Genomic DNA, 11,743 nt, shown 5'->3' with positions numbered 1-11,743 from the left:
GGCCGGACGGGAGGGAGAACTATTGTGGTCGGCGTGGCAGGACGGATTCGGGAGAGCGACATCGCGGAGGTGCGTGAGCGCAACCGGATCGACGAGGTCGTGGGGGAGTACGTCGCGCTGCGGCGGGCCGGCGGGGGCAGCCTGAAGGGCCTCTGCCCGTTCCACAACGAGAAGACCCCGTCGTTCAATGTGCGCCCCACTCACGGCACCTTCCACTGCTTTGGCTGTGGTGAGGGCGGCGACGTCATCAAATTCATCCAGAAGATCGATCTGGTGTCGTTCGTGGAGGCGGTGGAGCGGCTCGCCGACCGGGTCGGCATCCGGCTGAACTACGAGGGCGGCGGCGCTTCGGTGCAGCGCGACCGGGGCACCCGGTCCCGGCTGATCGAGGCGCACCGCGCCGCCGCCGAGTTCTACGTCGAGCAGCTGGGCACCGAGGAAGCGCGGGCGGCGCGGGACTTCCTGACCGAGCGCGGCTTCGACGCGGCGGCCGCCAAGCAGTTCGGCTGCGGTTTCGCGCCCGGCGGCTGGGACAAGCTCACCAAGCACCTGCTCAACCGCGGGTTCGAGGTCAAGGAACTGCTCGCGTCAGGCTTGTCCAAGGAGGGCCAGCGGGGGCCGATGGACCGGTTCCACCGGCGGCTGGTGTGGCCGATCCGCGACGTCGGCAACGACGTGGTCGGCTTCGGCGCGCGGCGTCTTTTCGACGACGACCGGATCTCCGCGAAGTATCTCAACACCTCGGAAACGCAGATCTACAAGAAGTCGCAGGTCATGTTCGGCCTGGACCAGGCCAAGCGGGAGATCGCGAAGCGGCACCAGGTGGTCGTGGTCGAGGGCTACACCGACGTGATGGCGATGCACGTGGCCGGCGTGCCGACCGCGGTCGCTTCGTCCGGCACCGCGTTCGGCGAGGACCACATGAAGGTCCTGCGCCGGCTGATGATGGACGACGACGCCTTCCGCGGCGAAGTGATCTTCACCTTCGACGGCGACGAAGCGGGGCAGAAGGCCGCGCTCAAAGCGTTCGAGGGCGACCAGACCTTCGCCGGGCAGACCTACATCGCGGTCGCACCGGACGGCATGGACCCGTGCGAGCTGCGGATCGCGAAGGGCGACACCGCCGTGCGCGACCTGGTGGCCCGCCGGACGCCGCTGTTCGAGTTCGCGATCAAGAGCATGCTCAAGCAGTTCGACCTGGACTCGGTCGACGGCCAGGTCGCCGCGCTGCAGAAGACGGTGCCGATGGTCGCCGCGATCAAGGACCGGGCCAGCCGCGACGGGTACGCGTCGAAGCTCGCCTGGTGGGTCGGCTGGCAGGACGTCGCGCAGGTGGTCAACCGGGTGCGCGGCGCGGCCGGGGCGGCGTCCCGGCGCGGGCCGGCCGAACCGCAGCCGCAGCGCCGTCCGGCGGCCCGGCAGGAGACGCCGGCTCCCGAACCGGAGAAGCAGGACCTGCCGCGTCCCGCGCCGAACGATCCGCGGTTCCTCGGGCAGCGGGAAGCGCTCAAAGCGGCGCTGCAGCAGCCCGCGATCGCCGGTCCGGAGTACGACTCGCTGCCGGAAGAGGCGTTCACGCACCCGGTGTACATCGCGGTGCACCTGGCCGTGCTGAAGGCGGGCGGGGCGGCGTCCGGGCTGACCGGGCCCGCGCTGCTGGACGCGGCGGCCGCGCACTGTCCGGAAGGGACGGTCCGCCGGGTGCTCAGCGAGCTGGCGGTGGAACCGTTGCACGCCTTGGGGGAAGTGGACTCGCGCTACATCTCCGGCGTGCTGGCGGGCGTGCAGGAGAATCTCGTCGCCCGGCAGATCGGCGAGATCAAGTCGAAGCTGCAGCGGCTTTCCCCGGTGGAGGCCCCGGACGATTACCGGGCGCTGTTCGGCGACCTGGTCGCGCTGGAGGAGTACCGGAAATCGCTGCGCGCGCAAGCGGCGAGCGGATGGGACTGACATGGGACTGCTGAGCCGGCTCTTCGGCGGCGGGCTGCCCGCGGGGTTTCCCGGCGAGCTGGACCGGGGCGAGGAACCGGTCGCGGTCGCGGCGGTCGAGTCCGGCGGGCATCTCGTGGTGACCTCGCTGGGCCTGTGGATCCCGGACGGCGAGAGCGCCCGGCGGGTCGGCTGGCACCTGGTGGGCAAGGCGAGCTGGGGCGAGGGCGTGTTCACGCTGATCGAATCGGAGGAGACCGGCCGGGCCGGCGCGGTAGCCGTGCTGGCCGACCGCGAGCCGCAGCGGTTCCGGCTGCCGGAGCCCGGGAAGCTGCCGCGTCAGGTGCGGCTGCGGGTCGACGGTTCGGTCCGTAGCAGGCACCGGCACGAGTTCCCGGAGGGCGGCGCGTGGTTCGTGCAGCGCAAGGTTCCCGGTCGCGACGGCGTCGAACTGCAGGTCCGGCCGGACCCGGGCACCGACCCGGCGCTGGTCGAGGCGGTGGCGGCGGAGGTCGCGGAGAAGCTGGCCAACCGCGACAGGTAGCAGTACGCTCGTACTCAGTACGAACGTACTGTTACTGGGCGGGAGGCTGGAATGTGGGATCCGGCGAAATACCTGGACTATGCGGATCTGCGCGGCAGGCCGTTCTACGACTTGGTCGGACGCGTCTCGGCGGCCTCGCCGCGGCGCGTGGTCGATCTCGGCTGCGGCCCCGGCACGCTCACCCTTGACCTGGCGCGCCGCTGGCCGGAGGCGACGCTGGAGGCGCTGGACAGCTCGCCGGAGATGGTCGGCGCGGCCCGCGAACGCGGCATCGCCGCCGAGGTCGGCGACGTGCGCACCTGGACGCCCAAGCCAGACACCGACGTGGTCGTCTCGAACGCCGTCCTGCAGTGGGTGCCCGGGCACGAGAAGCTGCTGCGCCGCTGGGCTGGCGAGCTGCCCGCCGGGGCGGTGCTCGCGGTGCAGGTACCAGGCAATTTCGCTGCCCCGTCGCACGCGATCTCCAGGCAGCTGGCGGCCGCCCCGAAGTGGGCTTCGCGGCTGTCCTCGGTGACGTTGCGCGACGAGGACGCGGTCGGCGAGCCACGCGACTACGCCGACTTGCTCGCGGACGCCGGCTGTCTGGTCGATGCCTGGGAAACCACCTACGTGCAGCAGCTTTCCGGCCCGCGCGCGGTGCTGGAGTGGATCACCGGAACCGCGCTGCGGCCCATCCGGGCGGCGCTGAGCGACTCCGACTGGACGGAGTTCCAGGACGACTTGGCACCGCTGCTGGACGAGGCTTATCCGCCGCGCGCGGACGGCACGACCTGGTTCGAATTCCGGCGGATCTTCTTCGTCGCGCGCATCCCCGGATGACGTACTGGAACACCAACGTCGCCCGGCACCCGGGAATCCTGCGCGCGGTGCCAGCCGGCTGCACGTCCGCATTGGACGTCGGCTGCGGCGACGGTCTGCTGGCGCGCAAGCTGGCTTCTCGGGTGCCGCAAGTGGTCGGTATCGACAAATCGCCGGAGATGATCGCCCAGGCCGGATTCTGGCCCGGGGTGACGTTCCTGCGAGACGATTTCCTGACGGCCGACCTTGGCACGTACGACTTCGTCTGTTCGGTCGCGACGATCCACCATCTGGACTTCGTGCCGGCGCTGACCCGGATGCGGGACCTGCTCAATCCCGGCGGCGTGCTGGTGGTGGTCGGCCTGGCCCGGGAGGCCGGCGCGGGGGAGTGGGCGGCGATGATCGCGGCCGCGCCGATCGTCCGGATCACGAAGGTGCTGCGCAGGGCGAGCGGCCCGGAAGGCATGCCGGTGGCGCCGCCGCGGCTGAGCTACCGGCAAGTCCGCACCGCGGCCCGTGAAGTGCTGCCTGGCCTGCGGTACCGGCACCACGTGCTGCGGCGGTATTCGATCGTGTGGCGGAAGCCTGGGTGAGGTCGGCGGGCAGGCTGCTCGCCTGGATGCCCGGGTGGGTGCCCGGTTGTCGAGGTTTGGGGTGAGCGGCGAGGTGCCCGGGTGCCGAGGTTTGGGGGTGAGCGGCGAGGTGCCTGGTCGTCGAGGTCGGCCCTGGGTGCGGGCCGGTGGGCGGCTTGGCCCGGCTCAGCCGCGGCCGAACTTCTCGCCCAGCTTGGCCCGCGCCACCCCGGCGGCCCCCTGGACCATCGGATGGTCGACGAGTTTGCGGTAGGCGCGCACGATCTGCTCGTACCGTCCCCGGCCGGCCTTGGTGCCCAGCACATACCCCAGGCCCACGCCCAGCAGGAACTTCTTCATCGCCGCCACACCTCTCGTTCGCCGGGGTTCCGACTGTCCATTGTCCAACAGAATCGCCGCGAGCACAGCCGAGCCGGAAACCGACCCCCCTGTGCGAAGCCGAAACGGGATGGGCTAAAGTTTCTTCCTGTCAGCCCGGAGAGATCCGGACCGGCAAAGCACGATCCCCTGTAGCTCAACTGGCAGAGCATTCGGCTGTTAACCGGAGGGTTCTTGGTTCGAGTCCAAGCGGGGGAGCAAAAGCCCAGGCCAACGGCCTGGGCTTTTTTATGCTCGGCCGCGGCAGGCTCAGGTGTCCAACTATGGACGCGTGCTCATCCGGCGTCACCGAGCCTGTCGCGATCGCCGAGGCCGTCCGGGGGCTGCTCGTCGGCATCGTCATCGCCGGGGTGAATCCCCCTACCCTGCGCCAGGTGTGGTGCCAACCCGAGCCGGCGCACCCCACAAGGAAGGCCCCGCGCTCCCACCTCGCGGTGGTCGAGCGCGGGGGCCATTTGCGTGCGCGGGGGATTGGTGCTCTGGCTAGTCGGCCGAGAGCGCTTCCCGGCCGCGCTCGGTGAGCATGTAGTAGTGCATCGGCTGGGGCCGGGCGGTCCATCCGTCCCGCGAAGTGTCCTGTGGTGAAGGGTCGTAGTCGTGGCTGATCCAGCCGCGTTCGAGCCACTCCTCGAGCAGCGGGTACAGGCGTGCGTTGTGCATTCTGGTGGCCTGCCGCAGGTCTGAGGTGTAGAAGCGGTAGTCAGGAGCCTGCGCGAGCATGGCTGAAGCCAGCGCGCGCTTGTCCCTGGTCATCGGCATGGCGTCATCGTAACTGGATCGCGAGTTGTCAGGCATCGTCGTCAGGGGGACCGATCGGACGCCACCGGAACAGGTACGACCGGAATGCGCCGCCGGGATAGGTTGGCCCAGTTGGCTGCTTCGGCGGGCGGCTGCCCGCTGATCCGATGGCCACCTTCCCCTCCTGGCCGCCAGCAAGGCAGCTCCGCCGATCGCGGCGTGGCGGACGACTCCGCTTGTCGGACACGGGGTTCTCCTAGCGCTCCGGCCGCCGCGGCTGGATTGGCCGGGGCTGAGGGGTGGGGTTCTTTTCGGTGGGCTTGGTCGACCGGTGGTCCTTGCCTGGCACCTGGCTCGTCGGCCCCTTGCCCGCGGTGTTGCGCGCCATCTGGCTGTCCTCATTCCGTCGTGGAAACGTGGGCAGCCGGATAGCCCGGTCGCCGCGCCTCGTCGAGGGAGGTGCGGCGACCGGGTGTTCCGTGCTGGCGAGGGGCCGGCCGCCGATCGGGGTAGATGACGAACCGACCCCTGCCCACCCGCGAACGGGTGGTGGAATCCGGCCGCCGCGCCACGTCGGGGAGCAAGCGCGGCGGCCGGAGTTTGGGGCGCTCGCGAATCTCCTGGACACGGCTCGGGAGATCAGGGGACGTGCCAGTGCTCGCACCGGTACGCCGGGCTGTTGTTGCGGTAGATCGTCCCGCAGAACATGCAGGTCGCGCCCACCCGCTGCGACTTGGTCATCCGCCGGATCTGCCGGGGCTCGGCGCGGTTCTTTGCCTCCGACGGGCACGGGATCTTGTGCAGGAGTTCGAGCGGCGCGGCGTGGCTCGGTGCGCTCATCGCCGACCCCGCACCATGCCCGGCGGCGTGAAACCGGTCCGCGGGTAGTTCCGCTTCACGTAGCGGTCAGCGGCCTCCCAAACGTCCTGGGGGATCAGCTCGCCGGGGTGGAACCGCTCTGCCATCACCGCAAGATCAGCCTCGTCCTCGGGCGAGAGCGGCTCCACACATTCAACGTCGATCCGCTCGTCCTCGAGCAGGTCCTCTTCCTCGGCCATTGCACGCCTCCCCGACGTTCGAGCAGATCTGCCAGTGAGGAACGAAGATTCGCGACCAACGCGGCGCGGGGCTCCAGGCCCGATCGCCACGGACGGACCGTTGTCGACAGCCAGCCCGCCCACCCCGTCGCCCCGGGCGTTGACCGTGATCCCGGTCGTCACCGGGACCGGCCGGCCTGTGGTGTCGGTCGTTTGCAGTACGCGTTCTCTCCGCCATCCCCGCACGGCGTCGAGCATGGGGCATCAGACACGTCTCAGCAAGATAAATCACATGAAATATTATTGATACCCTCGAAAGGGTGTACAGCTTGAAGCGCTAGTTGCGAGAAATCGTGATACTTCACTCGGATGCCGGTGCTATGGTCGGCTATCAGCCGCTCACGATGGACGCCCAACCGATCAAGGGAGAGATCTCCGATGTCCGATCAGCGCATGGCGTTCGCCGGAACCAGTTCCAACATCAACGGGTGTCCGACGTTGTTCGTCACCGACCGCGGAACGCTCGTCGTTCAGGGCACCACGGTCACCGACCCGGCCGCGCTCGAGATTCTGCGCTCACGCGGCGACGGGATGCCCGCGCATGAGTCCGCGGTCGAGATCCCGGCCGCCCTGTTGCCGTTCGTCGACATCGAGGCCCTGCAGCGGATCGCGTTCGCTGACGAAGACCGGCCCGAGTTCGTGATCGACCCCGCCTCGGCGGAGCGGCTGCAGCAGCTCGCCGAGGCCGTCACGCGATGACCTGGGTCAAGCCCGGTGCCGAGTTCGCCGCTCTGTTCCACACCTTCGAGTCCTCGGCGTGGCGGTGGGAATGCCAAGGCACCTACCGAGAACCCGAGGAACGGGAACCGTTACAGGCGTGGTGGGACGGCCGACCCGACAACTCGTTCATGGAACCGTGGCTCGAGCAGATCCGCGAGTTCCGCGCGGCTGGCAAGACGTTCGAGCGGGTGCGGATGATGACCAACCCGCCCACCGAGTACCTGCGGTGGATGTTCGAGATCACGCCCCTCAACGTCGGGGCCGGCGAGGACATCCGGTGGATCGGCGAGGAGCACGCCCGCAAACTCGGCTCGCCGGGCGAGGACTTCTACCTGTTCGACGACCGGCTCGTCGCGGTGCTTGAGTTCGACGACAACGGCGTGGCCGGTGCGGAGCTGTCCGACGACCCCGCTACGGTCGCGCGGTACCGGCAGTGGCGTGAGATCGTTTGGCCGGTAGCCGTTCCGCACGACAAGCAGTCCGCACCGACGACGAGGAGCCCGTGACCGAAGACCCGACGCCCCGTCTGCTGGCGTTCGCTGACCAGCTGAGGCAGATTCGCGTCGCCCGCACGCCGAAACTCACGGGCAGGGCGCTTGCCGAGCTGCTGGAGTGGGGACCGATGAAGGTCTCGCTGATCGAGCGTGGCAAGCAGGTCGTCACGGAGCCCGAGCTCACCCAGTGGGCTCGGGCTCTTGGCGTGCCCGAACACGTCCACGTCGAGCTACTGCGGGAGTTGCGTGCGATCCGGCTCGACCAGGCCGCGTGGAAGCACCGCCTGCGCCGAGGCGGCCACGAGTCGCTGCAGCGTTCGTTCGCCGAGGTCGAGCACGACGCCAGCAAGATCGTGTGCGTCGACACCGCCGTCGTGCCGGGCCTCGCGCAAACACCGGCCTACGCCCGCGCGGTGTTCGAGAAGAACCGCGCCTTCCGCGGTGCTGGCGGCGACACGGACGCCGCGGTCGCGGCCCGGATGGAACGGCAGCAGATCATCTACGACGCCTCGAAGACGATCGAGGTGATCCTGTTCGAATCGTGCCTTCGCAGCGGATTCGTCCCGGCGGACGTGCGTGCCGGGCAGATAGACCGCCTCATCGCGCTGACGCACCTCAAGACCGTGCGCGTCGGCATCGTGCCGCTCGACGCGGAGCTGCCGGTGCCGCCGCTGCACGGGTTCTGGCTGTTCGACGACACGACGGTCACCGTCGAGGCGTTCCACACAGAGATCGCGACCCGCGACTCCGACGACGCTAAGCTCTACACCGAATTGGTCGCCGCGCTCTGGCAGGTCGCAAAAGCAGGCGAGGCCGCCCGCACGCTGCTGCAGCGCGTGCTCGGCGATCTCGCCTCGGCGAACTAGCGGAAACTCAGGCCCGCGGCTGCCGCTGCTCCTCAAGCAACGCCTCCCGGCCATCCCGCCAACCGCGCTGACAAGCCTCGTTCAGCTGCTCCGCGGTCGCCTTCGCTGTCGCGTCCGCGATCTGATCCGCCTGGTACTGCGCTCGTGCTTTGTCGCGCAGACTCGTATTCCACCAACCCCGAGGCTTCTTGCCCATCACGCATCCTTGAGCCGAGCTGGTCGAGCTTCTCGTCGTCGTCAGTGGCCGGCCGCAACCCGGCGGACGCGGACGCGCACAGGGTGCGCAAGCCCTACCCTGCTGGATCCCCGGCAGCCCTCGCCTGTGCGGAAACAGCGCGAGCCGTGCGACACCCCCGAACGGAGATAGCCCGCGCGCGGCCGCCGGTTCAGGATGAGTCGTGATCGGGAAGGCTCGCGCGGCTGTGCGCACGTCCAGCTCGTCGTTGTGGCTGGCTGCCGTGGCTTTGCTGTTCGCTGCCGCGTTCGGTGCCAACATCTCGACTCCGCTGTTGCTGATTTACCGGGTAAGGCTCGGCATCCCGCCCAGTGGGCTCACCGCGATCTTCGGCGTGTACGCGCTCGGACTCGCTCCCTCGTTGTTGTTTGGCGGACCGGCGTCGGACCGGTACGGGCGGCTGCGGGTGCTGCTGCCCGCGGTCGCGCTGGCCGCGGTCGCTTCGCTGATCTTCCTGCCTGGAGCGAACTCTGTGCCCATGCTGTTCGCGGCTCGCTTCGTGCAGGGCCTCGCCTCCGGCGCTGCGTTCAGCGTGGGCAGCGCTTGGCTGCAGGACCTGGTGCCCTCGACCTGGGCTGCACGGAGGGCGTCGCTAGCGCTCAATCTCGGCTTCTGCGCCGGGCCGCTCGTGTCCGGGCTTCTCGCTGAAGCGGCGGCAGGTCCGCTGCTCGTGCCCTACTTGGTGCACGTCGTGCTGGTGGTCGCGGTGCTCGTCCTGGCCGCGCTCTCGGTGCGCGCGGCCGCTTGGCGCGACCGCCCCAGTCCTGCGCGTGGCTTGTTTCCGAGGACCGGCCTCGCGGCACCCGCACGGAGGGTCTTCCGGCGCGCTTTGCTGCCGACCGCGGTCTGCGTGTACGCGTTCCCGTCCGTCGCGGTGACCGTGCTGCCGCTCGAACTGCCGCGGGAGACGCATCTGGTCGGGTTCACTGGCGTGCTCGCGGCCGCCACCCTCGGCACCGGTGCGCTGGTGCAGCTTTTCGCCCGGCTGCTGGGGGAATGGTGCGGGGCGACGGGCGCGGCGCTCGGCGCTCTCGGCTACGGCGCGGCCGCGGCGGCCGCCGCGCCGCAGTCCACCGCGGTCGTGCTCGCCGGCGGGGTTTTGCTCGGCGCGGGCGGGGGCTTGTGCCTCTACGCCGGGTTGCGGCTGATCGGCGAACTTGCCCGGCCCGATACGCGGGGCGCCTGCACCGGCCTGTTCTACGCCTGGGCCTACACCGGTTTCGCGATGCCTTTGCTGGCAACAAGTTTCGTACCGGTCAGCCGGTTGCTGGCACCGCTGTCGGCGCTCGCGGTGGCCGCCGCGGCTGTCGCCGGCTGGCTGGCCGCGACACGCGGCTGACCACCCGTTCGGCGATGGTCGCACGATGTGGGATGTGTCACAGTACTGCCATGGCACGGGCAGGGACCGACGGGATTCTCGGCCAGGTCGAAGCGCTGAGCCGGCTCGTCGAGGAGCACGGTGACATCACCGGGCTGCTCGATCGCGCCGCGTTGCTGCGCGCGACCTCGCACCGGGTCCGCAGCTGCACCGGCCTCGACCTCGGCTACGCGGCCGCGCTGGAGGGGGCCGACCTGCTGGTGATCCGCGGCTGGGCGGGCGCCTCCGGGTCCGCGCTGCGCAACCTCGAAGTGCCGCGCGGGCTGGGCCTCGGCGGGAAGACCCTCGCCACGACGCGGCCGATGTGGGTGCCGGACTACTGCGCGTCCTCCCGGATCACCCACCAATTCGACGAGGTGATCCGCTCCGAGCGGATCGGCGCCATGGTGGCGGTTCCGCTCATCCGCAACGACGAGGTGCTCGGCGTCGTCTACGGCGCGTCCCGGGAGGAAACCGACCTGGGGGACGCCGTGGTGGCCCGAATGGAAGAGGTGGCCGAGCCGGCCGCCGCGTCGCTGCACCTCGCCGACCGCATCGCCAGTCACACCCGCAGCACCCTGGCGAACGAGCGTCGCCGGATCGCGATCGCGCTGCACGACTCGGTCGGCGCGCTGTTGTTCGGCATCGGCGCCGAGGTACGCGACCTGCAGTCCGACGCGACCGCCGCGCCGGAGCTGATCGCGAAACTGCGCGGCGTCGAAGCGCGAATCGCCGAGACAGCCGCGGTGTTCCGCGAATCGTTGGCAGTGCTGGACGACGTCTCGCCCAAACAAGCCCTCACCGCGACGTTGCGCGGCGACTGCGAAGCCTTTGCCCATCGCACCGGGGTGGCCGCGCGCTGCGTCGCCCTCACCGACCTGCCGGAGCTGGACGCCGGGCGCAACGCCGCGCTGGTCGCGATCACCCGGGAAGCGATGGTGAACGTCGAGAAACACGCGAAGGCGAGTTCGGTGGTGGTGAGCGTGGCGTGCTTCGGCGGCGGCATCATCCTCGCCATCGCCGACGACGGGCTGGGCTGGGGCGGCGAGCAACCCGCCGAGTCTTCCCGCGGGATGGGCCTGAACGCCTGCCGCGAGCGCGTCGCCCGCCTCGGCGGCACGCTGTCCGTGGTCGGGAACGAGGACGGCGGCATCACCGTCCGTGCCCGGATTCCCGTGGTCGACCGTGAATGAGCCGATCCGGGTCCTGGTCGTCGACGACCACCCGGTGGTCACCCAGGGGGTCGCGCTCCTGCTGCGTTCGCAGCCGAACGTGGTGCTGGCCGGCTCGGCGCGCACCGGACGCGAGGCACTCGAGGCGGCGGCCGCGCTGGACCCGGACGTGGTGCTGCTCGACCTGCGGCTGCCCGACATGCTCGCCACCGAGGTCATCCGGAAACTCCGGACGGTGCGCCCGGCCGCCCGGGTGCTGCTCTTCACCGCCTACGCCGACCACGCCGCGCTGCCCGCCGCGCTGGAGGAAGGCGTCGTCGGGTGCCTGCTGAAGGACGTGTCGACCACTGATCTGGCGAGCGCCATCCAGGACGCCCACCGCGGCCAGACCGTCATGGACCCGCGGGTCGACGCCGCGTCCGGCAACCGGCTGCGGGAGGCGCTGCTGCGGGTCGGGCTCACCCGGCGCGAGTACGAGGTGCTGCGGCTGGTCGCCACTGGGCACACGAATCCGGAGGTCGCCGCTGAACTCGGCCTCACCCGCAACACGGTCAAGACGTATCTGCAGAGCGCGATGGGCAAGCTCGGCGCCCGCAACCGGGTCGAGGCGATCGCGAAAGCCTCCGAGGCCCGGTTGCTCTGAGCGCCACGGGTGCTCACTAAGGGTCATCGCATTGGTGATGTTTTCCCTTTCGTTAGTGATCCACGCCACTTTGACTCTCCATTTGCAGATAGCGGAGACGGTCCGCGCAACAGACGATCGCTGCTGTCCGCTGGCATGGTTCCGGATGGATACTCCCAGGTGAGGAGGATCGTCTTGCC

General features: G+C 69.9%; 15 protein-coding genes and 1 tRNA gene. 11 read left to right on the top strand and 5 right to left on the bottom strand.

Annotation, left to right across the window (positions count from 1 at the left end; translation table 11 throughout):
• Positions 1-33: 33 nt before the first annotated feature.
• Genes dnaG through AMYBE_RS0118500 form a run of 4 tightly spaced genes read left to right on the top strand, consistent with a single transcriptional unit; the run spans position 34 to position 3,864 of the window.
• Positions 34-1,950, top strand: coding sequence for a DNA primase (gene dnaG / locus AMYBE_RS0118515; RefSeq protein WP_425386906.1), 1,917 nt, complete (start codon positions 34-36; stop codon positions 1,948-1,950).
• Between the two features lies 1 nt (position 1,951).
• A complete protein-coding gene (locus AMYBE_RS0118510; RefSeq protein ID WP_020660885.1) occupies positions 1,952-2,473 on the top strand; it encodes a hypothetical protein in 522 nt (173 codons plus the stop codon).
• 51 nt (positions 2,474-2,524) lie between these two features.
• The gene (locus AMYBE_RS0118505; RefSeq protein WP_020660884.1) at positions 2,525-3,292 is read left to right on the top strand and encodes a trans-aconitate 2-methyltransferase; all 768 of its coding nucleotides are present in this window, start codon (positions 2,525-2,527) and stop codon (positions 3,290-3,292) included.
• Complete coding sequence (locus AMYBE_RS0118500) at positions 3,289-3,864, top strand: class I SAM-dependent methyltransferase (RefSeq protein ID WP_020660883.1); 576 nt, start codon at positions 3,289-3,291, stop codon at positions 3,862-3,864. Before AMYBE_RS0118505 ends, AMYBE_RS0118500 begins: the two co-directional genes overlap by 4 nt.
• Before the next feature lie 165 nt (positions 3,865-4,029).
• On the opposite strand, the gene AMYBE_RS45460 is transcribed toward AMYBE_RS0118500, so the two are convergent.
• On the bottom strand, positions 4,030-4,203 hold the full coding sequence (locus AMYBE_RS45460; RefSeq protein ID WP_169515249.1) for a hypothetical protein: 174 nt from the start codon (positions 4,201-4,203) through the stop codon (positions 4,030-4,032).
• Positions 4,204-4,367: 164 nt separating this feature from the next.
• On the opposite strand from AMYBE_RS45460, the gene AMYBE_RS0118490 reads away from it, so the two are divergent.
• A tRNA-Asn gene (locus AMYBE_RS0118490) sits at positions 4,368-4,440 on the top strand.
• A gap of 285 nt (positions 4,441-4,725) precedes the next feature.
• Here the strand turns inward: AMYBE_RS0118490 and AMYBE_RS0118485 are convergent.
• The 3 genes from AMYBE_RS0118485 to AMYBE_RS0118475 form a co-directional block, all read right to left on the bottom strand.
• Positions 4,726-5,001: a helix-turn-helix domain-containing protein gene (locus AMYBE_RS0118485; protein ID WP_020660881.1), complete on the bottom strand. Its 276-nt coding sequence runs from the start codon at positions 4,999-5,001 to the stop codon at positions 4,726-4,728.
• 618 nt (positions 5,002-5,619) lie between these two features.
• Positions 5,620-5,820 (bottom strand): hypothetical protein, encoded by a 201-nt coding sequence (locus AMYBE_RS0118480; RefSeq protein WP_020660880.1) that lies wholly within the window; start codon positions 5,818-5,820, stop codon positions 5,620-5,622.
• Positions 5,817-6,038, bottom strand: a complete 222-nt coding sequence (locus AMYBE_RS0118475; protein WP_020660879.1) for a hypothetical protein — start codon at positions 6,036-6,038, stop codon at positions 5,817-5,819. The genes AMYBE_RS0118480 and AMYBE_RS0118475 overlap by 4 nt, the downstream gene beginning before the upstream one ends.
• 417 nt (positions 6,039-6,455) lie before the next feature.
• Between AMYBE_RS0118475 and AMYBE_RS0118470 the strand changes: the two genes are divergently transcribed.
• The 3 genes from AMYBE_RS0118470 to AMYBE_RS41935 are packed head-to-tail and all read left to right on the top strand — an operon-like array spanning position 6,456 to position 8,157.
• Positions 6,456-6,776 (top strand): hypothetical protein, encoded by a 321-nt coding sequence (locus tag AMYBE_RS0118470; protein ID WP_020660878.1) that lies wholly within the window; start codon positions 6,456-6,458, stop codon positions 6,774-6,776.
• Entirely contained in the window at positions 6,773-7,303 is a 531-nt protein-coding gene (locus tag AMYBE_RS0118465) for a DUF6879 family protein (RefSeq protein WP_020660877.1), read from the top strand. Before AMYBE_RS0118470 ends, AMYBE_RS0118465 begins: the two co-directional genes overlap by 4 nt.
• Positions 7,300-8,157 (top strand): helix-turn-helix domain-containing protein, encoded by an 858-nt coding sequence (locus AMYBE_RS41935; RefSeq protein ID WP_020660876.1) that lies wholly within the window; start codon positions 7,300-7,302, stop codon positions 8,155-8,157. The genes AMYBE_RS0118465 and AMYBE_RS41935 overlap by 4 nt, the downstream gene beginning before the upstream one ends.
• A gap of 7 nt (positions 8,158-8,164) precedes the next feature.
• On the opposite strand, the gene AMYBE_RS0118455 is transcribed toward AMYBE_RS41935, so the two are convergent.
• Positions 8,165-8,353, bottom strand: a complete 189-nt coding sequence (locus tag AMYBE_RS0118455; RefSeq protein ID WP_020660875.1) for a hypothetical protein — start codon at positions 8,351-8,353, stop codon at positions 8,165-8,167.
• A gap of 202 nt (positions 8,354-8,555) precedes the next feature.
• Between AMYBE_RS0118455 and AMYBE_RS41930 the strand changes: the two genes are divergently transcribed.
• From AMYBE_RS41930 to AMYBE_RS0118440, 3 genes are read left to right on the top strand one after another with little or no spacing between them, the layout of a single operon-like run.
• Positions 8,556-9,731, top strand: coding sequence for an MFS transporter (locus AMYBE_RS41930; RefSeq protein ID WP_020660874.1), 1,176 nt, complete (start codon positions 8,556-8,558; stop codon positions 9,729-9,731).
• Between the two features lie 50 nt (positions 9,732-9,781).
• Entirely contained in the window at positions 9,782-10,942 is a 1,161-nt protein-coding gene (locus AMYBE_RS0118445; RefSeq protein ID WP_020660873.1) for a GAF domain-containing sensor histidine kinase, read from the top strand.
• A complete protein-coding gene (locus AMYBE_RS0118440; protein WP_027927784.1) occupies positions 10,935-11,564 on the top strand; it encodes a response regulator in 630 nt (209 codons plus the stop codon). The genes AMYBE_RS0118445 and AMYBE_RS0118440 overlap by 8 nt, the downstream gene beginning before the upstream one ends.
• The last annotated feature ends 179 nt before the right edge of the window (positions 11,565-11,743 follow it).

It is taken from the genome of Amycolatopsis benzoatilytica AK 16/65 (genome assembly GCF_000383915.1).
GTDB lineage: Bacteria > Actinomycetota > Actinomycetes > Mycobacteriales > Pseudonocardiaceae > Amycolatopsis > Amycolatopsis benzoatilytica.
This window is presented reverse-complemented; position numbering and strand designations above follow the sequence as displayed.

What these genes read in the sequence shown, in the direction of transcription:
- AMYBE_RS45460 (WP_169515249.1), bottom strand. Translation starts at nt 4,203, where the DNA reads ATGAAGAAGTTCCTGCTGGGCGTGGGCCTGGGGTATGTGCTGGGCACC.
- AMYBE_RS0118455 (WP_020660875.1), bottom strand. Translation starts at nt 8,353, where the DNA reads ATGGGCAAGAAGCCTCGGGGTTGGTGGAATACGAGTCTGCGCGACAAA.
- AMYBE_RS0118480 (WP_020660880.1), bottom strand. Translation starts at nt 5,820, where the DNA reads ATGAGCGCACCGAGCCACGCCGCGCCGCTCGAACTCCTGCACAAGATC.
- AMYBE_RS0118465 (WP_020660877.1), top strand. Translation starts at nt 6,773, where the DNA reads ATGACCTGGGTCAAGCCCGGTGCCGAGTTCGCCGCTCTGTTCCACACC.
- AMYBE_RS0118470 (WP_020660878.1), top strand. Translation starts at nt 6,456, where the DNA reads ATGTCCGATCAGCGCATGGCGTTCGCCGGAACCAGTTCCAACATCAAC.
- AMYBE_RS0118475 (WP_020660879.1), bottom strand. Translation starts at nt 6,038, where the DNA reads ATGGCCGAGGAAGAGGACCTGCTCGAGGACGAGCGGATCGACGTTGAA.
- AMYBE_RS0118510 (WP_020660885.1), top strand. Translation starts at nt 1,952, where the DNA reads ATGGGACTGCTGAGCCGGCTCTTCGGCGGCGGGCTGCCCGCGGGGTTT.
- AMYBE_RS0118445 (WP_020660873.1), top strand. Translation starts at nt 9,782, where the DNA reads ATGGCACGGGCAGGGACCGACGGGATTCTCGGCCAGGTCGAAGCGCTG.
- AMYBE_RS0118505 (WP_020660884.1), top strand. Translation starts at nt 2,525, where the DNA reads ATGTGGGATCCGGCGAAATACCTGGACTATGCGGATCTGCGCGGCAGG.
- AMYBE_RS0118500 (WP_020660883.1), top strand. Translation starts at nt 3,289, where the DNA reads ATGACGTACTGGAACACCAACGTCGCCCGGCACCCGGGAATCCTGCGC.
- AMYBE_RS0118485 (WP_020660881.1), bottom strand. Translation starts at nt 5,001, where the DNA reads ATGCCGATGACCAGGGACAAGCGCGCGCTGGCTTCAGCCATGCTCGCG.